This is a genomic window from Bradyrhizobium sp. USDA 4449, from assembly GCF_054056275.1.
This window is the reverse complement of the sequence record NZ_JBSRYD010000001.1, coordinates 6,899,252-6,920,844: the sequence shown is the minus strand read 5'-3', so window position 1 is coordinate 6,920,844 and position 21,593 is coordinate 6,899,252. Positions and strand designations below refer to the sequence as shown.

Sequence of the window (21,593 nt, the reverse complement as noted above, 5' to 3'; positions counted from 1 at the left end):
GGCCGTGTTCCCAGTGACCGAGGTAGACGCAATGGTTCTCTCAACGAACGTATCTGCGGCAGGTGATACAGCCGGCGCGGTCCTTATCATCGTTGAGAACCTGCCGGTGCCAGCCGATCGCCGGGTCTGGCCGCAGGCTACAGCGCTGCACCAGGCTGGTTACACCGTCTCGGTCATTTGCCCGAAAGGAAGGGGATATGACAAGGGATACGAGCAGATGGACGGTGTGCACATCTACCGCCATCCACGGGGTGTGGAAGGCTCGGGCGCGCTGACTTATCTTCTCGAATATACTGTCGCCCTTTTTTGGCAATTCGTTCTCTCGTTGAAGGTGTTGTACAGGCATGGATTCGATATTCTTCATGCATGTAATCCACCGGATTTGATCTTTTTGATTGCGATTTTCTACAAAGTCTTCTTTGGCAAGAAATTTCTGTTTGATCAGCATGATCCCGTGCCCGAACTTTATGAGGTCAAGTTCGGCCGTCAGGATTTCCTTTACCGTGTCCTGCTTCTGCTTGAACGCTGGACGTTTCGCTTGGCCGACGGGAGCCTCGCGACAAACCCTACCCTGAAGCGGCAGGCCGTGGAGCGAGGCGGCATGCCGCCAGACAGCGTGTGGATTGTCAGAAGCGTCCCCGAGCTTGGGCGCTTCAGTCGCGTCAAGCCCGAACTGTCGGTCAGGCGGAGCTGTCGATATCTCGTCGGCTATGTGGGAATGATGGCCGAGCAGGACGGTGTAGACCTCCTGGTCAAGGCGATGGAGCACATCGTCAGGCGCCTGCATCGAACGGATATCGCCTGTCTGATCATCGGCGACGGGCCGGAGGCCGGTCGGCTCAGGACGCTCGCAAGCGAGCTCGGGATTGCCGAGAATGTCGAATTTGCCGGGTACGTTTCGGGCGATCCGCTTCCCGCCATGCTGGCGGCTTGCGACATCGGTGTCGTTCCGGATCCGCCCAATGCCTGCAACGTGGTGATGTCGATGATCAAGGTCTTTGAATACATGGCCCTCGGGTTGCCTTTCGTCCTCTTCGACTTGGCGCAGGCGAGAAGTGATGCGGGCGACGCCGGCCTCGTGGTGGCAGAGCCGACGCCGCGGGCGCTCGGCGAAGGAATCGTGGCGCTGCTTGAGGACGAGGCCGGGCGCGAGCGAATGGGGAAGTACGGCAGGGAACGTGCCTACGGCGCATTTCAGTGGGAGCTCGAAAAACGTTCGCTCCTCGCTGCCTATACGGCGCTCTCGCCGAGGCGCGCACGTGCCGGGGCACCAGCCGATGTGAATCCTCACTGAGAGCGGAAGCAATGAGCCTGTGATGGCTCCGCCATGCCGCGCGGTGGAATTGCAACGACCACCTCGCTTCAAACAGATCGACCATCGACGCCACATTGCGTGCGTTGCCGCCTGCAGTTCATGCGCAAGGCGCTGGCGCATGCGGGCAAGAGCAGCGCCGAACAATGATGTGCTCGCCTACGCAACGTTTCCATCCCGGCGTGGGACCCAGCTGTACCTCTCCGACGGCGAAACAAGCTGATAGGTAAATTGAACGCGCGTGTCTTGAGCCAAGCAATTCAATACCTTGCGCAAAATGGGCACATAATGGCGCGACATACTTGGGTATAAATCACACTTTGAAAGTTTTTTCGCCATTTTTGCTCTTTAGCCAGCCGACCTAGCAGTTGGGGGGCAAATCCAAATCCCACTGCTTTGGAATCCGCTCGCAGTCCGAGACTGTGATGCGTTGGAATCCGCTCGCGGTCCGAGACAGCGATGCGTTGGAATCTGCTCGCGACCTGAGGTTGCGAGCACGTGGTATGTCGCGCGCCTTCACGATGCGCGGCAGTGGAATTCCGTTGTCACGAAAAGACTCTCTAAGTCTGCAAATAGAACGAAAGGGTACGTATGTCGTTCAACCTGTCATCCACTCCGTTCTCGTCGACCTCTGCTTGGAACCAGCAGGTCCCGACCGGAGCAACCTATACCTCGCTCAACTGGCCCGCCTCGACCGGATGGAACTACGACGTGGGCTGGGGCAACGTGCCAGTCTACGTCGCCTCGTCGTCGGACCCCGTCGTGCAGGTGTCTGTTCCCGCCAGCTGGGGATGGCCAGGCGGGACCGTTAGCGTCCACGTTCCGGTCGGGGCGACCGGCGGGACCCCAACCGACTCCTCGATCGTTATCGTCGACGGCGACAACGTCTATAATTTCTGGCGGTTCAACCGCACCAGCAACACGACCGCGACCGCCCAGTCGTATGGCGAGGCAAACGCCGTGACGGACACCGGTTGGGGCACCGCCGGGAAGGGCGCAGGCATCCTTGCAGTCGGTGCGAGCGAGCTGGGCGGGATGCTGATCAAGGCGCAGACGGACACGGGCACCATCGATCATGCCCTGCAGCTTGCGGTCGACGGCTCGCTCTTGAAGCCAGGCTACGTCTCCCCCGCTATCGCCACCGACGGCAACAGTTCCAGCGGCATAATGCAGGAAGGAGAGCTTCTGGCCATTGCGCCCGGAACGCCAATGCCCTCCGGCCTTTCCACGCTCGGTCAGGAAGTGTTCCACGCCCTCCAGCAATATGGCGCCTACGTCATCGATACTGGAGGCACCCAGACCGCCATTCGCACCCAGGCGAACGCCTATGACTCGGCGACAATGAACGCGCTCCGTCTGGACATGAATTCGGTCCTTCCAATGCTCAAGGCCGTGAGCGGCGGCACGCCGACACCGTCTGGCAGCACCTCGCCCACCACCCCAGCGGTCACACCGGCGGTGACGCAAGCCACCGCTTCCCCGGCCACGGGCATCGAACAGGCAGGAAACACGATCACCCTGTCGCTCGGCTTCAACGAGGCCGTGTCGGTGACGGGCACGCCGACGCTTTCGCTCAACGACGGCAATACCGCCACCTATGTTGGTGGTTCGGGCACGAGCACGCTCACCTTCAAAACGACTGTCGCGGCGACCGACACCAACACCTCGGCGCTCGCCATCACCGGCGTCAACCTTCCGAGTGGCGCGAGCATCAAGGATGCTTCCGGTGTCGCAGCGAGCCTGTCGGGCGCGGTGAAGACCTTCGCCGGTCTCCAGATCGATCCGATCTCGCCGGCGGTGACGCAGGCCACGGCCTCTCCGGGCACTGGCACCGAGCACGTCGGTGACGCGATCACGCTGACACTCGGCTTCAATGAGGCGGTTACGGTGACGGGTACGCCGACGCTGTCGCTCAATGACGGCGGCACGGCCACTTATTCCGGTGGTTCGGGCACGGGCACGCTCACCTTCAAAACGACTGTCGCGTCGACCAACACCAGCACTTCGGCGCTTGCCATCACCGGGGTCAATCTTCCGAGCGGTGCGGCCATCAAGGACGCCAGCGGTGTCGCTGCGAACCTTGCCGGCGCGGTGAAAACGTTCTCCGGTCTGCAGGTCGACCCGACGTCGACGACACCCACGACACCCACGACACCGACGACACCCTCGTCACCCACGACGCCGTCCACCCCGTCGTCGACCACGCCGGTTCTCACCATTGCGAATAACTCGCTCACGGTGGCCGGCAGAGGCGGCACAGTCGATCTCGGTGCCAAGGTGACGACGACCGATTCAAACGATCTCGTGACCGTGAACATCACGGGGTTGCCGAAATATGAATCGATCACTGACAAGCTCGACGGCAAAACGTTCAGTGGAAATAACATCACGCTGACGGCCGCGCAGGTCGACAGCGGATTGGAGCTGACCTCGAACTATCGCGGCGGCGGCCATCCGGTTGCGACACTTACCCTGACGGCAAGTGCGAAGGATCCGTCAACCGGCGCAGTTTCGACGGCTTCGCCGCAGACCATCACCGTGATCGATCCTCGACCCACGGCCGCCACGACCACCACCTCGTCGCCCGACCTCCAGCACCACGTCGCGACGGATCATCAGCATGCTGCTACCGCCACGACGGCCGTGACGCCGACGTCGTCACAGACGGTCGGCTCCGCGGTTCATCACCACCATCACCACCACCACATCGCGACGGATCATCAGCATGCTGATCCCACCACGACGGCGGTGACTCAGACCTCGCCACACACGATCGACCCTGCGGTTCATCCGCAGGAGACCGCTGCGAACACGGGGTCCTTGGCAAACCGGGCCTTTGCGCTGCTCCAACAGCATTTTGATCCGGGTAGCAGCACTCTGGCGACGACCGCGCCGCAGTCGATTGCTGTGGCGGATCATCCGGCTGCGACGGGCATGGCGTCCTTGGCAAGCCAGAGTTTCGCGCTGCTGAACCAGTATCTGGCCGGCCATACCGGCCAGGTGGATGCCGGTCAGATCGTGTCGGCTGTGTCGCAGGCGATCGGTTTGGGTCACGAACCATTGCTGGCCCGACCGCAACATTAATGCCGGCCCGCACCCAGGCTCAGTGCCTGGGTGCGGCACCGTCGATCTCAGTGAATGCATGAGAAGGAACCACGTACGCGGTCGGTAGCCGCGAAAGGTTGAGTAAAAAATGGCGATCCAGAATGGAAATGCCCACGCCGCGGATCTCGGGTTTCGATCCCTGGCTCTGTTCCTGCGCCTTCACGGCGTCAACGCCGAGCCCGACCAGCTCCGCTCTCGCTGTGGCGAGAGCGCAATCGGCATCCAGGCGATGCTGCGCTGCGCCCGCGATTTCGGGCTGAAGGTCGGTTCGCGCACGACACATTGGAAGCAGCTTGCAGGCATCCGCCTGCCCGGAATCGCAGCGCTGCGTGATGGCGGATTTCTGCTGCTCGGGAAGATTGAGGACGATGCCGCGCTTGTGCTGCATCCGACCTCGCCGCATCCGAAGTTGATGCCGCGTGCGGAATTCGAGGAAATCTGGGACGGCCGATTGATCCTGACCGGATCTCAGGGCCTGGCCGCTCGGGCACATCATGCCTTTGCCGGTCTGATTGCGCGCGGGCGTGATCTGGTTGGCAAGGCCGGTGACGCCCTGACGCGTGCCTATTCCGCCGATCGTCGCGACATGCCCGTCCATGAGGCGGGTCCTGAGCCTGAGAGCGGCGATCAGTCGGGGCTCATTGCGGTGGCGATCTTGCTGCGTTGCCATGGCATTGCGGCCGACCCGGAGCAAATCCGGCATCGCATGGGGGCGTCGCGGGTCGGTGTGACCGAAATCCTGCGTTGTACCAGGGAGTACGGGCTCAAGGCTCGTGCACAGCGATCGAGCTGGAACAGGCTTTCCGTCACGCCGCTGCCCGCAATTGCCGTGCTGCGCGACGGCGGCTTCCTGATCCTCGGCAAGGTCATCGACGACAAGCTTCTTGTTCAGCGCCCATTGTCCCCCCGCCCGGAATCCATGACCCAGGCTGAGCTCGAGCTCATCTGGGACGGCGACATCATCTTGATGACCCGCCGCGCCGCGCTGACGGATCTCTCCCGGCGTTTCGACATCAGCTGGTTTCTCGGTGCGGTCCACAAGTATCGCCGTCTTCTCGGCGAAGTGCTGATCGCGTCGTTCTTCCTTCAAGTCTTTGCGCTGGTCGCCCCGCTGTTCTTCCAGGTGGTCATCGACAAGGTGCTCGTGCATCGAAGCATCAGCACGCTCGACGTCCTGGTTGCGGGCCTCGTCGCGTTGACCTTGTTCGAGACCGTTCTCGGCACGTTGCGCGTCCATCTGTTCGCGCACACGACGAACCGCATAGACGTCGAGCTCGGCGCCCGGCTATTTCGTCACCTGATTGCGTTGCCCATCGCATATTTCCAGACACGCCGCGTTGGCGATTCCGTCGCACGCGTTCGCGAGCTCGAGAACATCCGCCAGTTCCTGACGAGCTCGGCGCTCACGCTCGTCGTCGATCTCTTGTTCACCGTCGTCTTCCTGGCGGTCATGTTCTACTATTCGACGACGTTGACGCTGATCGTCGTGGCATCGTTCCCGTTCTACATCGGAATTTCCGTCGGGGCCGCGCCGCTGTTTCGCCGGCGCCTCGATGAGAAGTTCAATCGTGGCTCGGAGAATCAGGCCTTCCTGGTCGAGAGCGTGACAGGGGTCGAGACGCTGAAGGCGATGGCGGTCGAACCGCAAATGCAACGCCGCTGGGAGGAGCAACTCGCCGGCTATGTCGGTGCGAGCTTCCGCGTGCTCAGCCTGAACAATACGGCGAGTCAAGCGGTTCAGATGATCAACAAGCTGGTCACCGCCGCGACGCTCTACTTCGGCGCGAGGCTCGTGATCGGCGGCGACTTGACGGTCGGCGAGCTGGTCGCGTTCAACATGCTGGCGGGGCGGGTGAGCATGCCGGTGCTTCGGCTCGCGCAGATCTGGCAGGATTTCCATCAGGCCCGCCTGTCGGTCGATCGTCTCGGGGACATTCTCAACACCATTCCCGAGCCAAGCTTCAGTTCGGCCCGCGCCGCGCTGCCGCCCATCCGCGGCAAGGTCACGTTCGAGCATGTAACCTTCCGCTATCGCGCTGACGGACCCGAAGTGCTCCATGACGTATCCTTCGGCATCGAGCCCGGCCAGGTCGTTGGTGTCGTGGGCTCTTCGGGCTCGGGCAAGAGCACCATCGGCAAGCTGATCCAGCGTCTCTACGTGCCGGAGAGCGGACGCGTGCTGGTTGACGGCGTCGACCTCGCGATGGTCGACCTGACCTGGCTTCGGCGTCAGATCGGCGTGGTTTTGCAGGAGAACGTGCTCTTCAATCGCTCGATTCGCGAGAACATTGCACTCGCCGACCCGACCATGCCCATGGAGCGCGTCATCGAGGCAGCGTCACTCGCCGGCGCTCACGACTTCATCCTGGAGCTGCCCGAGGGTTATGACACCATCGTTGGCGAACGCGGCAGCAGTTTATCGGGCGGACAGCGACAGCGTGTCGCGATCGCTCGCGCACTCATTACCAACCCGCGCATCCTTATCCTCGACGAGGCGACCAGTGCGCTCGATTACGAGAGCGAGCGCGCTATCCAGCAGAACATGAAAAGGATTGCCGCTGGCCGGACAGTATTCGTCATCGCTCATCGACTGTCGACCGTCCGCAATGCGAACCGGATCATCACTCTCGAGCATGGCCGCATCGTCGAAGACGGCAGCCATGATGAGCTGATCCGCTCGAACGGGCGCTACGCCAACCTCCACTATCTGCAGGCCGGTATCCATGACGTCCGCTAGCCGAAATATCGTTACGTTTCCCAGAGCCGAGGTTCGACGGCGCGAGCAGGAGATTGCGTTTCTGCCCGCGGCGCTCGAGATCACCGAATCGCCGCCGTCACCGATCGGTCGCGCGATCGGGGCGAGCATCATCGCGATCTTTTGCGTCGCACTGCTGTGGGCATCATTCGGCAGCGTCGATATCGTTGCCACTGCGACGGGCAAGATCGTGCCCGGCGGGCGCACCAAGCTGATCCAGCCGTTCGAGACGGGCGTTGTTCGCGCCATCCACGTACGCGACGGACAGAGCGTCAAGGCCGGCGACGTTCTGATTGAGCTCGACCCGACGATGACGGAAGCCGATCAGGAACGCCAGAGAAGCGATCTCGTTGCGGCCGAACTCGAGGTTGCGCGGCTGCGCGCTGCACTCACCGACGATCCGCTTGCCGCCTTCCGAGCACCGCAGGACGCGAGCGCCGCGGAGATCGAGATGCATCGGCAGTTTCTGATCAGCCAGCGCGCCGAGCAGAGCGCGAAGCTCGCCGAGATCGAGCGCCAGCAAGGTCAGAAGGAAGCGGAGCGGGCGACCACGTCGGCGAGCGTGGCGAAGCTCCAGGCGACCATACCGGTGCTCCAGGAGCGGGTCGACATTCGCAAGGGTCTCGTCGACAAGGCCCTGGCTTCGAAAGTTGTCTATCTCTCCGAGTATCAGGAGCTGGTCGGTCTTCAGCAGGATCTGGTCCTCCAGCAGAGCAGGCTCCGCGAAGCTGATGCCGCCATCGCCTTGCTGAAGGAAACGAAACAAAAGACTGCCGCGGAGTATCGGCGTGCAACCTATGACGCACTTGCGAAAGCCGAGCAGAAGGCCGCGAACGCTGCGCAGGAAGTAGTCAAGGCGGAACGGCGCACGAAGCTTCAGCATTTGACTGCGCCGGTCGACGGCGTCGTGCAACAGCTCGCCGTTCACACGGTGGGAGGCGTGGTGACGCCGGCGCAGGCACTGGCCGTCGTGGTTCCGAGCGAGAGTCAGCTCGAGATCGAGGCCATGCTCTCGAACCGCGACATCGGTTTCGTCCATCCCGGACAGAAGGCGGAGATCAAGGTCGATACGTTCAATTTCACGCGATATGGGCTGCTGCACGGGGACGTGCTCAGCGTATCGACCGACGCCATCACGCGGGACAGGCAGGGCGGATCGAACGACCGCGCGCCGGGCACAGCGCAAGGCAGCAGCGAGCCGAAGGGCCAGGAACTGGAATATGCGGCGCGCATTTCCCTCGACCGCACGCACATGCAGGTGGAGGACAAGCTCGTCAAGCTCGGCCCGGGCATGGCGGTAACGGTTGAGGTCAAGACCGGCGCGCGCAGGATTATCAGCTACCTTCTCTCACCCCTGGCGAGATACAAGCAGGAGGCGCTGCGGGAGCGATAGACGGAAGCGGAGCACCGGAGCGTTGCGCGCAACCTGCCGATGTCGAATCGCTTGAACTACTTCTCCCGACCGGCTGGCGCGCCTCGGGACCGAAATGGATCATGCGATCGAGGCCGAGCATCGACAGCATCGCCGTAGCGCCCGCTGCCGCATCGTCGTCCGCGCGGCCATGGCTTGGGGGCACCGCCATCGGCCGCGCTCACCGTCCCGACCATTTCACTTCGATGGGTCGGACCGTTGAGGAACGTCCAGTGCTTTCAACCCGTATTTGCTTAGCGCGGACACGCCCGCCAGCATCGATGGCGGGCAATGAGGGTGAAGGCCAATGACCTTCACCCCGAACTCGTAAGGCGCGCCGGCCGCGTCTTTGCCGATGCGTCAGATTGAAGACCTGGTCGGACCACATCCGGAATAGCTCGCTCGATCGCGTCATCTTGCGCGCTTTCGCTGGCGAGAATTTCCGAAAGATCGCGCAGTATTCCAATAGCTATGCCAAGAAGTGCCCCGACAATGATCGCTGCTCCAAGCACAATTCTGGCTTTTGGCGAACTGGCGCTCAAGGGAGGCGAAGCCCCCGTGATGAAACTCGCCTCAAACACCGGCGAGGATTGTTGTTGCGTGGCCTCCGTCTTGCGCAGCACGTGACGAAAATTGTCATAGGCGGCTTTGGATGATTCGGCAGCTGCTGCCAGCTTGTCCATAGTCGCGGCGGAATCCGCTGCATCTTTCCCAGTTCTACTATAATCATCGAATGCCTTTTGGGCAGCCGCTGCCTGGGTGCTCAAATCATTCAATCGATCCTTAACCCATGAATCATCCTGCAAGCCGGCATTGTCCATTTGACGGGAAATATACTTTTCCGCGACAGCGTTTAGAATCTGCGCCGCTCGATTGGGATCTCGGGAGTCGAAAGTAATCTCGACAAGATACGTCGGGCCGAGACGCTTGGCCGAAAGCTTGCGTTGGAATGATTCCACGACATAGCGGGCGGCATTAGCTTCCGTATCCGGATTGCTCCAGCCAAGCAGACGGGATATCGACCTGGTCATCGTGCGCAAGAGGCTGGCTTGGTCCGCGAATTCCGGGTCTTGAGCAAGGCCGAGCTTTCCGATCACAGCGCTAGCGATGCTGTCAGACTTTATGATCCTGATCTGACTTTCCACGACCGTTGACACCGACGTAGGGTCGATCGCTTTCGAGTCGACGACGAGTTCCGCCTTCGCAGTGAACGTCGGGACCGCGGTGACGAGATAAAGTATAGCAATGCCAAGCGCTGCGAGAGATGTCAGCGATATGGCCCTGAGATGCCGTCGTATGAAGGTTAGCACTTCCACCAGGGACACGGACGGTGCCGGACGAGGCATATTATCCCGATTGTCCGTTCTATTGGTCTGCATCATTTTCGTACCAGCGCTGTCAGTTGAGGCTTCGCGACGGTGCCCGTGTTGAATATGTGCCGCGATTTACCAAGGGGACGTCGGTCGGCAGCAGACGAAGTCGCACGAGAGAACTAAACGACCACTACCGACGCTTGTTGAGGCCGCTCTGCCGCCGTCGACCAAATGTGCTGGAAAGTTTGTAGAGACCGGCAGATTGGTGAAGAACGCATAGCCCATGGCACTCTACCACCCAGTCGCTCGTGTCGACTGAATCAGTACATTACAGCTCGCTGGATGGGAATTGGCGATAAATAGGTAACTCGGCCTCCTGCAGAGGAAGCGCGGGGCTCGGTGACAATTATCGTTGGCCGCCGCTCTGATTGGCCGCTTACGCGAGGCGAGAGCCTTGAAAAGCCAAGAGCAGCGTTTTGGTCCGGCCACGCGGCCTCCCGGTCAACGCGACATGACATGCAGGTTCGAGGATGGGCCGAGGCTCGGCGGTGACGGTCGAGATCGAGACCGGCGCACGCAGGATCATCAGCCACCGTCGCCCCCGCTGGGCAAGGTACAAAGCAGCAGGCGCTGCGGGCGCGATAAACAGCGGGCTCCGCAGCCCTGCGCCTGGGCCTCGTCAGCCCGAGGAGAGTGTCCGGCGATCACGCCTGCTACTCGCGCCGGGGTAGCAGGGCAGATCGTGCGAAGCACCCGGTGTCGAGATGTCCACGAACATGTCGCGGCGTTACTTTCGCGCGACGTCAGAGGTTTGAAGACCCCCTGGGCGTTTCAACAACCCTGCATCTACTTGCAGAGCCGTACGGCTGCGGCAGGCGATCGAACTCCGGCCTTGCGAAGTAGGCCGTCGATAGGCGGTACCGCGGCGTGACCAGCGTTGGGAACCAATGGAGCCGGCTCCTCGAGTTGCTTCATTTCGGAGATCACCTCGAGGGTCTTCGCGATTCCTCTGCCCGCATCCACGGCTGAGGGGATGCGACCGTCCATCGCTCGTATCCGCGAGCCATGGTTCATTCCCCAGATCGCCGCTTGTGTCCGGTTCTGGACCCGGATCTTCCGCAGGATCGCCTTGACGTGAACCTTCACGGTTGCCTCGGCGATGTTGATCTTCCTGGCAATGCACTTGTTGGAATCGCCTTCGATGAGGCAGGATAGGATTGCGTTTTCTCGAGGAGAGAGCTGCGGCAAGATCGCGTCCTCCGCAACGGCGAGGATGGCGTGTTCGCATTCGCCGGGCTCCGCCGTTTCGCGTTCGCGACTGGCATCAAGGGCGAATGACAGGAATGCAGGTGGAAAGACGGTCTCGCCCATTGTCACGAGCTCGACCGACTTGATGAAAGCGTCGCATGAATTGACGTTGACAAAGTAGCCGTTGGCGCCTGCTCGAAATGCCGAGGCGAGGTCGACTGGCCGATAATTGTCCGAAACGATCGCAATGCGAGCGTCCGGATAGCGATCTTTCACAAATCCGATTTGCGCTATCGTGAGATTGAACCCGTCGCCCGTATGGACGATAAGGAACATCAATTTCTCTGCTTGAAGTGAGTGCGGCAATTCCTCGGGGCTCGACACCGAGACCGGGATGTGAAAATTCGCCGCGTGCAAGATTTTAGCAATGCCTTCTCTAATCAAAACGTTCTTTCCAATAAGAACGGTCTCGCAAGAATGCCGCCTCCTCATTTTACCCTCCAGCCTACTACGCAATGACACAACAGCGATGGGCGGTTAAACTCAATCTGGTTTCTTTGGTTTCTCGATGGACGAATTAGCCCTTGTTGTTCGTTTGGTCGTTCTCCCTCCGGTTCTGGTCTTCAGAAATATGGAGTTACCTCGATCGCGATGCTCTTTTTTGTTTTGTCCGACCACGTCGGTGGAAATCGAATAATTAATGTTGAGTAAACTTTTTTGAATGTTAGATGCGAATTTCAGATCGCCCTATATATCGTTCGTTATAGGCGGTAGGCATCGTTAACCCGTGCAAGTACGGTGCAGAAAAGCACCTTATGGCGCAGCCTCTGGGTGAATTAGATGACGATGTTCATTTGAAGGTGAAAAACCTGACGATGTTTTTGTTCGTCGATGCGACGTTTGCGCGAACACATCCTGCGAGTGTGTCAAAGGGGGCGCATATCGATCTGGGATAGAGGAATATCGAAGGCCTGCACGGTGACGTTACCGCTGTTGCCCGGACTGGCTCGGCATAAAGGCTGGCGTGCCGCGGCCTGATTGCCGGGTTCTTACGGGCTTTCGAATCGCGAATTGATGGGGCGAGAGTCGGGAAGCGAGCAGAGCAGCGTGCCTGATGACTCTAAGTATTGCCCTGCCACATCGACAATTGTTGTATTAATGGAAATTTCGGGTGAGTCTCCTAAGAGTAGGTGAAATAGCGAAAGGGTGTGCAGAGTTTATGTTTTGGGAGGCGATAGGCTGAGGAGCGCCCAATGCGACGTATTAATGTAGTCATTGCAGACCGGCATCCGGTCGTCTTGCGCGGAATGAGCAGTGTGCTCGGTGCCGCATCCGATTTCAGCATCGTCGCTTCTTGTAGCGACGCGGCGAGCTGCATCGAGGCGATCCGGGGCCTGGCGCCCGATATCGCGATTGTCGATCCCGCGATGCCTGAGCTTGCCGCCGCGAAAATTCTTTCGACCGTGAATTCAGAAAATCGTTCGACACATGTGGTGTTTTTCGCTGCGAGTGAGGATTGCGAGCTGGTGCTCGCGGCGACGCCGGTGACCTGCAGTATCATCCTCAGAGACTCCGATCCCGAGGCGCTGGTGCAGTCGCTCCGGCTGATCGCCAACGGTCACAACGTGCTGCCGTCCACCCCATCAGAATCGATCGTGTCGCACGAGCAGGGCGCAAATTTGGAGAATGGGCTGACGACGCTGACGGAACGCGAGCGTCAGATCATGCGTCTGGTCTCCGAAGGATTGTCGAACAAGGAAATCGGGCGGCGGCTGAACATTGCCGACGGCACCATCAAGGTGCACCTTCACAACATCTTTCAAAAGCTTGAAATCAGCAATCGGACGGTGCTCGCGGCCCTTGCCATCTCGCAGCATGATCGCGCCACGGCCGCGCGGGAGAAACCTCCGCACTCCGGATTGAGTCCGACGAATGGTGATCGCTGAGAAGGTCTGCATGCACCACCATTCTTCGCCGAAGCTGCGATGGGCGCTATTGGAAGCGCCGGCCCCGGCGGGAAGGGCCCAGGCTCGGCAGCGATGCGGGTGGGCGCGCCGACACGACCGATCCGGGCAATCTGCCGTTTTGGGACGTGATCCTGATACCTGCGCAGTGTCGTAGCCTTCAGATCAGCATCGGCGGGCCAGCGATGCAGCTGTATCCGTCGCCGGCGCCGCCCCCGGTCAGGCTGGACGAGCAGCTTCAGGGGGCCCTGAAGATCAAGCGCTGCTTGATTGGCTAGGCCAATGTCGGGAAAGCTAAATGGGTAGTCCGTCCGGACTGGCGGTTGATCCAGAATTGCAGCCAAGACGGCGGGAAGAAAGTGCAATTATTCGTCATCTGCAGCTCTGGGTTCATGGCGGTTCGTCCGTTGTCAGGTAGAACAAGTCGCGGGTAACCAACGGCATCCAGATGCAGACGTAAAGGTGTGCCGACTGCACTCGGCACATCTGGAGCGGCGGCCCTGGCCCTTTCCTGCCCTGCCCCCCAAGTGGCCAGGGCCGTCTCCGTAGTCGGCCCTGCCAACAGGACTGAGACTCTGTGGTTGAAAGCGAGTGTGCGGACCCATCTTGATGTCCCTTCAGTTTCACCGTGCCGTTGAGGACATGGAAATTTGGAGCGCGGCCCGCGACGGCTTTTCCTTTGTGATCACGTATGAGACCCCTGCTGGTGCCGGCTTTCATGGACGTGCCGGGTATGTGGCGTCGTGGCGGCCGCTCTATCGAGGGAACGGCGCGATCAGGATTGCCGGTTCGGCGTTTGCGACGTTCGCGGAAGCGGAGAAGGCCTGCGCTACGATGCTCGAGTATTTGAACGGGCTGTCGCTGAAATGATCTGCAGGGCCCGGAGTCGAGATCGAGTGGTTTTGAGCCGAGGGGAGGGTCTGCAAAATCGCAACCGGCACCGAGTGGCCGGACGACTCGCAGGATCTGCCAGTTAACGAGCTGTGCTGAATCATGCCCGCCGGCGACACAATGGCGCATCGGAAATCCTGCGATTCTTGGACTCCTGCCCGAGATACGGGCGCAGCGCGATGATGTCAGGCGGGGACATTCTCGTAGGCTCTGACAAACTCTCCGACGGTAGACGGGAAAGCTGCGTCCTCGGCGACTGTGAATGGATCGATACCGAGCTCGTCCTCGAGCCGCGCAACCAGGATGGCGAATGCCAGCGAATCGAACCCGGTTTCGTTCAGCGACAGATCGTCCTCAAGCGGCGGAAGCGTGACCTTCTGTTCGTCGGCGATCAGCGTCATCACGGAGAAGATCTTCGACTTGACTGACATGGTATACCTCACATCTCGGTTTTCCGAGCCGATGCTAGAGCCTGATTTCGCCCGCAATGATGCGCGCGTAGACCGCACGGTCGATCGAACGATAGTCGCCGCTCACCGGATCGCGCAGGAACAGCGGATCGTCCGTCACCGAAGGATCAAACCCCTCGCGGATCAGCCGCTGCTTGTTCTGCTTGAAAGTGTCGGTCGCTTCGAGCGCCCGGCACAACCTGACGAAGGTTGGGACTGCATAGCGCGGGAGCCGATACGAAAGATGTTCTCTGAAGATCCCGAAATCGAAACGGCGGTCCACCACCAGTGCCGCCATGCCGGCGCGGCCATCGACCCCCGACACGGCAACTCCATAGGTCGAGGCATCGAGAACGCCGGGGCAGTCCCTTATTGCGTCGTTCACTTCGCTGGTCGCGACGTTTTCGCCCTTCCAGCGGAAGGTGTCGCCGAGGCGGTCGACGAAGTGGAAATAGCCCTGCTCATCGCGCAGCATCAGATCACCAGTGCGGAACCATGCATCGCCTTCAGCAAAGACGTCGCGCAGAATCTTTTTCGCGGTTTCGGCCTGATCGGTGTAACCTTCGAAAGGTACGCCGTCGCGACCAGCACTGCCGATATGCCCGACAGCCTCGCCGGTCTCGCCAGGGGCGCAGGCGATGCAGAGCCCGGCGTCGCTGCGGAGCGGATTGCCGCTGTCGGCGTCCACCTTGACGATCGCGGCAGGAAAGCGATGCGCCAGCACCGGTGGTATCCGGCCGATCGCACCGGGTTTTCCTTCGACGTTGAACAGGGAAAAATTGCCTTCCGTCGCGGCATAGAATTCGAGGATCTGCGGAATCGCGAACCGGCTGGCGAACACCTCCCAGATGTCGCCGCGCAATCCGTTACCGACAGCCAGTCGCAGTCCGTGTCGCGGGTCTCGCTCGGACGCCGGCGCCTTCAGCAGATAGCGGCAGAGCTCGCCAATATATTGGAAGATGGTGCAGTCGAAACGCTCGATATCGTCCCAAAAGCTGCTTGCGGAAAATTTCTCGGCGATCACGACCGAACCACCAGCGCAGAGCATGCTGCAGGGAGCTGCGACGCCGCCAACGGAGTGATGGAGCGGCAGGCTATCGTAGAGACGGTCGTCGGTGGATGCGTCCGTCAGCCCTGCGAACCATCCCCCCCAGGTCAGTATCCGGCGATGACTGACATTCGCCGCTTTCGGTAGTCCCGTGGTGCCAGATGTGTAGATGAGGAGCGCGCGTCCGTCGATCGTGACGTCGCCACGTTGGGCGGAGGTCAGCGGACGTGCCTCGAGGGCGACGAGCGCCTTGTCCAGATCGCTTTCGTCGCCCGTGCCGAGGGTCCAACGTTGCGGCACGCGGTCCAGGTGCGGACGTGCGCTCTCAAACGCATTCACGCAATCGGAAGCCAGAATGAGGTGATCGGCCTGCGCGACGTCGATGCAGTGAGCCAGGGACCGGCCGACCAGTCTCGTATTGATCAGCGCCACGGTTGCTCCGACGCTGCTGATGCCGAGCCAGCAGGCGAGGTAGTCCGGCCGGTTCGGCATCAGCAGACAGACGGTGCGGCCAGCGCGAAGGTCAAGATCCCGCGCCCAGCGAGCATACCGGTTGATCCGGGCGGCGAGTTCGCCATAGGTGAAGGATTGGCCATCCGAGAGCAAGGCAAGTCGGTCGGGCTGACGCTGTGCCCATTCTTCCACGACGTCGGCGAATAACCGATGCGGCTGGTCTTCGAGCCGCGCGGTTAGTGCGATGCCTTGCAGCCAGGTGTTGGCAGTAGAGCGCCTGCGCGGCGGAGCGGCGCCCCCGGTGGCCCGCGGGATCACGGCTGTCTTCACGATGTGATCATGCGGTTTGGTTGGATCGGCGTCCGTGCGCAGCCAAGCTGGTTGAGGATCATCCGCTCCATCGTCTTCACGGATTGAAAATTCTCGGGCGTGATTTCGAGTTGGGGAAGGATGAGATCGAACTCTGCTTCAACCTTGAGCATCAGCTCGACCATGCCCATCGAGCTCAGCCCGATATCCACCAAGCGCGACTCCGGATGGACATCGGCGGTGATTGCGTTCTGCTGGAGGACGCTTCTGACGACGGATAGAACGCGTTTCTGAACGTTGACGACAGAGTCGTGCATTTCACTTGGCCTCTCGCCGTGGTCGAGCGTGATCACAATCGGCAACGACGATACCCAACTGCTCCTCTGGTCAATAGCTCTGCTTCGGAGGTACCTCGCCCGGGAGTGATAGCTCCTTGACACCCACTTCTGCGCCAACGACGCAGCAAGGGAAGTGGGCTAGCAGTTTGAGCGGGATCTGTCCCGACCCGGTTCGCGTCGTCCATCGATGAAAAAGGGAGGCTTTGGCGCATGAGTGTGCAGGAGGTCAAGCGTCGCGATTTCGCAACGGAAGTCGGCCGAGCAGCTTTCTGTCCCGACAGTTCCTCGTTCGGAGAACGGCTCGCGAATGTCGCAGAGGTCGCTGCGACGGAGGCCGAGGCGGTCGATCGCGAGGCGCGCTTCCCGCGGAAGGCGATCGATGCGGCGCGCAGGGAGAGACTTCTCGGCGCTCAGATACCGATCGAGTTCGGTGGGGACGGTGCGTCTATCTCCGAGGTGGCCGATATGTGTTACGGGCTCGGCCGTGCGTGCGCCTCCGCCGGGATGATCTTCGCGATGCATCAGACCAAGATCGCGTGCCTGGTCCGCCACGGCGCGGGCAGCGGCTGGCATGAAAGCCTCATGCGCCGTGTGGCTGCCGAACAGCTGCTGCTGGCATCATCGACCACGGAAGGCCAGAACGGCGGAAACATACGCTTCAGCTCGGCCGCAGTTGAGCGCGCTGATACCGAGATTTCGCTGGTGCGCGACGCGACGGTGATTTCGTACGGGGCCGAGGCGGACGGCATCGTCACTGTTGCGCGCCGCTCCGACTCCTCAGCCGGATCCGATCAGGTGCTGCTCGCCATCACCCGCGACGACTATACGCTGGAGCCCACTCTCGCATGGGAGACGCTTGGCATGCGCGGAACCTGCAGCGCCGGGTTCAAGTTGAATTTCAGGGGCGCCGCCGACCGGATATTCCCCGTGCCATACGACAGGATTCATGCGCAGACGATGACACCCGTCGCCCACCTGTGCTGGTCCTCGGTCTGGGCGGGCATCGCGGCTGCGGCGGTGGATCGAGCGCAGCTCTTCATCCGCAAGGCCGCCCGCGGGGCGGGCGGCAATATGCCTCCCGGGGCGGCGCATTTCACCGCCGCCAAAATGACACTGACGAAACTGCGCGCCGTCATCACTGCGAATCTCCAGTTCTATGAATCTCGCGAACGGGACGAGCGCGCGCTGTCGTCCGTCGACTTCCAGTCCTCGATCAATCTTCTCAAGGTGGAGGCGTCCGAGCTCGCCGTCGCCGCCGTTATGCACGCAATGCGCGCCTGCGGCCTGTCCGGTTACCGCAACGACACCGACGTAAGTATCGGCCGCCACCTGCGCGACGTGCTGTCCGCCCCGATCATGATCAACAACGATCGCATCCTCGCCAGCATCGGCACCGCCACGCTGATGAGCAGCGTCCCGGAGGCCCTGCGCGATTGAATTTCTCCCAAAGGAATGGACTGATGAACCTGAGCATTGTCGAAGCACCAGCGGACTCCACTCCGTCTCCCGCCGATCCGTTGGACCATCTCGCTGACACGCTGTTCCATGAGATGGGATCCCCCGGCGTCTATGGCCGCACCGCGCTCTATGAAGATGTCGTGGAGCGAATTGGGGCGGTGATCTCGCGGAATCGAGACCAGAACACTGAGGTGATGCGCTTCCCCCCCGTCATGAACCGTGCCCAGCTCGAAAGGTCGGGCTATCTGAAGAGCTTTCCCAACCTCCTCGGCTGCGTCTGCGGTTTGCACGGCACGGCAAGCGAGATCGACGCGGTGCTCAACCGCTTCGATGCCGGCGGCGACTGGACCGCGTCGCTGTCAGCGGCCGATCTCGTTCTGTCGCCGGCCGCCTGCTACCCGGTCTATCCGATCGCGGCGAGCCGAGGTCCGGTGCCGGCTGGCGGCTGGAGTTTCGACGTGGCGGCCGATTGTTTCCGTCGCGAGCCCTCCCGCCATCTCGACCGGCTGCAGTCCTTCAGAATGCGCGAATTCGTCTGTATCGGCAGCCCCGATCATGTCTCGTCGTTCCGGGAGCGCTGGATGATACGCGCCCAGGAGATCGCCCGGGATCTCGGACTGACCTTCAAGGTCGACTATGCGAACGACCCCTTCTTCGGCCGTGTCGGTCAGATGATGGCGGTGAGCCAAAAGCAGCAGTCGCTGAAGTTCGAGTTGCTGGTGCCGCTACGCTCCGAGCAGCGACCGACCGCATGCATGAGCTTCAACTACCACCGAGATCATTTCGGCACCGCTTGGGGCATTGTCGATGCAGCCTCCGAGCCGGCCCACACCGCCTGCGTGGCCTTCGGAATGGACCGTCTCGCCGTCGCCATGTTCCATACGCACGGTAAAGACGTTGCCCAGTGGCCGATCGCGGTGCGGGACCTTCTGGGATTCGCGCAGACCCGCCGCGGGGGACCTTCGGTGTCCGGGGAGCTCTGATGCGCGACGGAAGTCGGGAGCTGGCCCGGCAGGGAAAGGCCGAAGGGCAAGCCTTCATGAGAAGAGAGACTCTCGCCGTCCACGGCGGCTTCGAAAATGATCCGGCAACGAAGGCCGTCGCCGTGCCGATCTACCAGACGGCCTCGTATGCATTCGACAGTGCCGACCATGGAGCCGCGCTCTTCAATCTCGAAGCGGACGGATTCCGCTACACCAGGATCGGCAATCCGACCAACGCCGTGCTGGAGAGGCGAGTTGCCGCCCTGGAAGGAGGCATCGAGGCCCTCAGCGTGGCCTGTGGTCAGGCCGCGGTGAACTATGCGGTGGTCAACATCGCGGAGATGGGCACCAATATCGTCTCGGTCCCGCAGCTGTACGGCACCACGCATACGTTGTTCGCGCACATCCTGCCGAGGCAGGGCATTGCGGTGAGGTTTTCGGAGGATGACCGGCCCGAGAGCGTAGAAAGACTGATCGACGACGATACGAGGGCGGTGTTCTGCGAAAGCGTCGGGAATCCGGCCGGAAACGTCTGCGACATTGAAGCGATGGCCGGAGTCGCGCACAAGTACGGCGTCCCGCTGATCGTCGACAACACGGTGCCGACACCGATTCTGCTCCGGCCAATCGAGTATGGCGCAGATATCGTCGTGGAGTCGCTGACGAAATTCATGGGCGGGCACGGCACCACGCTCGGTGGAATTATCATCGACAGCGGCAGGTTCCCATGGGCGGAGCACCGCCGGCGCTTCCCGATGATGAACGAGCCGGAGAAATCCTACCACGGGCTGGTTTTCACCGAGCGCTACGGGGCCGCCGCCTACATTGCGCGTTGCCGCGCCGTCTCCCAGCGGACCACCGGCGCCGTCCTGGCGCCGATGAACGCTTTCCTTCTGCTCCAGGGCATTGAGACAGTCGCGCTCCGCGTCGAGCGGCACGTCGAAAACGGCGAAAAGGTCGCGAGGTTCTTGCGAGAGGACCGCCGAGTCGCGTGGGTGAACTATGCGGGCTTTCACGACAGCCCCTATCACGCACTGACGCAGAAGTATCTAGGTGGCCTGGCGTGCTCGTTGCTGACCTTTGGCGTGGCTGGAGGCTTCGAGGCGGGCAAGCGGTTTTACGACGCGCTGAAGCTCAGCAAGCGGCTGGTCAATATCGGCGACGCGAAAACACTCGCCTGTCATCCCGCGTCGACGACGCACCGGCAAATGTCGCCCGGAGAACAGGACAAAGCCGGCGTGCGGCCGGAGATGATCAGGCTCAGCGTCGGAATCGAGCACATCGACGACATCATCGCGGATCTCGATCAGGCCCTCTGTGCTGCGAATTGATGTGTCGTGAACCATGAAGGCATTCGCATGACTGTCTTGATCGACATCGATTCGCACGAACATCACCTCTTCTCGCGAGCGCCGAGTGCAGGCCCCTATGCGACGGCATTACCGGGAAACCGGGTGGAGTGCCTCGACATCGCGGTCATCAACAACATGTCGGATGCTGCCTTGATGTCGACCGAGCGCCAGCTGTTCGATCTCATCAATGCGGCGGCCGGACGGCTTTTCGTCAGGCTGCATTTCTATACGATGGCGGCGACCCCCCGTTCGGAATGGGGCCGCGATTACGTGCGGCGATACTATCGTGGCATCGACGATCTGCTGAACAGGCGCCTCGATGGCGTGATCGTCACCGGCGCGGAACCCAGGGCCGCCAGCCTGACGGAAGAGCCATATTGGGCGACGTTCGCAGCGATCGCCGACTGGGCCGCGGAGAATACCGTGTCGTCGGTGTTTTCCTGCCTGGCCGTGCATGCGGCCGTCCTGCACATGGACGGCGTTGCGCGTCACAAGCTGCCCAATAAATGTTTCGGTGTCTTCGCTCAAACAAAGACGAGACATCATCCGTTGCTGCAGGATGTGCCGAAGACATTCAGAATACCGCATGCCCGGTGGAACGAGGTGGAGGAGGGGGATCTCGCGAACAGCGGATATTCGGTTCTCACCTGGTCGGCCGAGGCCGGGGTCGACTGCTTCGTCAAGCAGCAGAGGAATAGCCTTTTCGTTCATTTCCAGGGTCACCCGGAATACGAAACCCAGAGCCTGTTGGGCGAATATAGGAGAGATATGGGGCGCTTCCTCCGGGAAGAGAATGACGTCTGTCCGACGATACCGAAGGGTTACTTCAGCGATGAAGCGGAAGAGATACAGATCGCCTTCCGACAGAAAGCCCTTTCCGACAGACACCCAGAGCTTTTCGCCGACTTTCCGGTCGATCCAGTGGCCAAGGACCTGATCAACGTCTGGCATCTGCCGGCCAAGCGCCTATACCGCAACTGGTTACTGTACCTGGTCTCGCACCGAGCGGGACGATCAAAGCCGTTGGGAGCGCGAGAAGCAGCTCTCTCTGCAACCGGGAGTCCGGCGCGTCGCCATGGACGCAAGTTGGCTGCCGCCCGATCTGCTCGCCTGGCGCGCTCGTCCAACCTGATGACCAGCAAACGGCTTGGACGTCATGAGTGAGGGGTCGAGCCATGATCCGTCGCTCCCGACGCCAACGGAC

Annotated in this window: 15 protein-coding genes; 10 read left to right on the top strand and 5 right to left on the bottom strand. The window is 61.2% G+C overall.

All coding sequences use genetic code 11. From position 1 onward, the window contains the following. Window positions 1-31 precede the first annotated feature (31 nt). The 4 genes from ACVIIW_RS32705 (at window position 32) to ACVIIW_RS32690 (ending at window position 8,565) form a co-directional block, all read left to right on the top strand. Entirely contained in the window at window positions 32-1,294 is a 1,263-nt protein-coding gene (locus ACVIIW_RS32705) for a glycosyltransferase family 4 protein (RefSeq protein ID WP_456704465.1), read from the top strand. A 609-nt stretch (window positions 1,295-1,903) separates the two neighbouring features. Further along, on the top strand, window positions 1,904-4,396 hold the full coding sequence (locus ACVIIW_RS32700) for a hypothetical protein (protein WP_456704464.1): 2,493 nt from the start codon (window positions 1,904-1,906) through the stop codon (window positions 4,394-4,396). A 109-nt stretch (window positions 4,397-4,505) separates the two neighbouring features. Beyond that, window positions 4,506-7,154, top strand: coding sequence for a type I secretion system permease/ATPase (locus ACVIIW_RS32695; RefSeq protein ID WP_456704463.1), 2,649 nt, complete (start codon window positions 4,506-4,508; stop codon window positions 7,152-7,154). Beyond that, window positions 7,141-8,565, top strand: a complete 1,425-nt coding sequence (locus tag ACVIIW_RS32690; protein WP_456704462.1) for an HlyD family type I secretion periplasmic adaptor subunit — start codon at window positions 7,141-7,143, stop codon at window positions 8,563-8,565. Before ACVIIW_RS32695 ends, ACVIIW_RS32690 begins: the two co-directional genes overlap by 14 nt. Before the next feature lie 332 nt (window positions 8,566-8,897). Here the strand turns inward: ACVIIW_RS32690 and ACVIIW_RS32685 are convergent, their stop codons facing one another. Both ACVIIW_RS32685 and ACVIIW_RS32680 read right to left on the bottom strand, forming a co-directional pair. Then, window positions 8,898-9,965, bottom strand: coding sequence for a Wzz/FepE/Etk N-terminal domain-containing protein (locus ACVIIW_RS32685; RefSeq protein WP_456704461.1), 1,068 nt, complete (start codon window positions 9,963-9,965; stop codon window positions 8,898-8,900). Between the two features lie 777 nt (window positions 9,966-10,742). Then, window positions 10,743-11,636: a LuxR C-terminal-related transcriptional regulator gene (locus ACVIIW_RS32680; protein WP_456704460.1), complete on the bottom strand. Its 894-nt coding sequence runs from the start codon at window positions 11,634-11,636 to the stop codon at window positions 10,743-10,745. 815 nt (window positions 11,637-12,451) lie between these two features. Here ACVIIW_RS32680 and ACVIIW_RS32675 point away from each other — a divergent pair. Further along, a complete protein-coding gene (locus tag ACVIIW_RS32675) occupies window positions 12,452-13,090 on the top strand; it encodes a LuxR C-terminal-related transcriptional regulator (protein WP_456704459.1) in 639 nt (212 codons plus the stop codon). A 627-nt stretch (window positions 13,091-13,717) separates the two neighbouring features. Then, complete coding sequence (locus tag ACVIIW_RS32670) at window positions 13,718-13,978, top strand: hypothetical protein (protein ID WP_456704458.1); 261 nt, start codon at window positions 13,718-13,720, stop codon at window positions 13,976-13,978. Window positions 13,979-14,184: 206 nt separating this feature from the next. On the opposite strand, the gene ACVIIW_RS32665 is transcribed toward ACVIIW_RS32670, so the two are convergent. The 3 genes from ACVIIW_RS32665 to ACVIIW_RS32655 are packed head-to-tail and all read right to left on the bottom strand — an operon-like array spanning window position 14,185 to window position 16,575. Beyond that, window positions 14,185-14,430: an acyl carrier protein gene (locus tag ACVIIW_RS32665; protein ID WP_456704457.1), complete on the bottom strand. Its 246-nt coding sequence runs from the start codon at window positions 14,428-14,430 to the stop codon at window positions 14,185-14,187. 34 nt (window positions 14,431-14,464) lie between these two features. Further along, complete coding sequence (locus ACVIIW_RS32660; protein WP_456704456.1) at window positions 14,465-16,279, bottom strand: long-chain-acyl-CoA synthetase; 1,815 nt, start codon at window positions 16,277-16,279, stop codon at window positions 14,465-14,467. After that, window positions 16,276-16,575, bottom strand: a complete 300-nt coding sequence (locus ACVIIW_RS32655; RefSeq protein WP_456705328.1) for a phosphopantetheine-binding protein — start codon at window positions 16,573-16,575, stop codon at window positions 16,276-16,278. Before ACVIIW_RS32655 ends, ACVIIW_RS32660 begins: the two co-directional genes overlap by 4 nt. A 231-nt stretch (window positions 16,576-16,806) precedes the next feature. On the opposite strand from ACVIIW_RS32655, the gene ACVIIW_RS32650 reads away from it, so the two are divergent. Genes ACVIIW_RS32650 through metA form a run of 4 tightly spaced genes read left to right on the top strand, consistent with a single transcriptional unit; the run spans window position 16,807 to window position 21,553 of the window. Beyond that, window positions 16,807-18,033, top strand: a complete 1,227-nt coding sequence (locus ACVIIW_RS32650) for an acyl-CoA dehydrogenase family protein (RefSeq protein WP_456704455.1) — start codon at window positions 16,807-16,809, stop codon at window positions 18,031-18,033. Window positions 18,034-18,056: 23 nt separating this feature from the next. After that, a complete protein-coding gene (locus ACVIIW_RS32645; RefSeq protein WP_456704454.1) occupies window positions 18,057-19,037 on the top strand; it encodes an amino acid--[acyl-carrier-protein] ligase in 981 nt (326 codons plus the stop codon). 56 nt (window positions 19,038-19,093) lie between these two features. Next, entirely contained in the window at window positions 19,094-20,368 is a 1,275-nt protein-coding gene (locus tag ACVIIW_RS32640; RefSeq protein WP_456705327.1) for an O-acetylhomoserine aminocarboxypropyltransferase/cysteine synthase family protein, read from the top strand. A 27-nt stretch (window positions 20,369-20,395) separates the two neighbouring features. Further along, window positions 20,396-21,553, top strand: a complete 1,158-nt coding sequence (gene metA, locus ACVIIW_RS32635) for a homoserine O-succinyltransferase MetA (RefSeq protein WP_456704453.1) — start codon at window positions 20,396-20,398, stop codon at window positions 21,551-21,553. Window positions 21,554-21,593 lie beyond the last annotated feature (40 nt).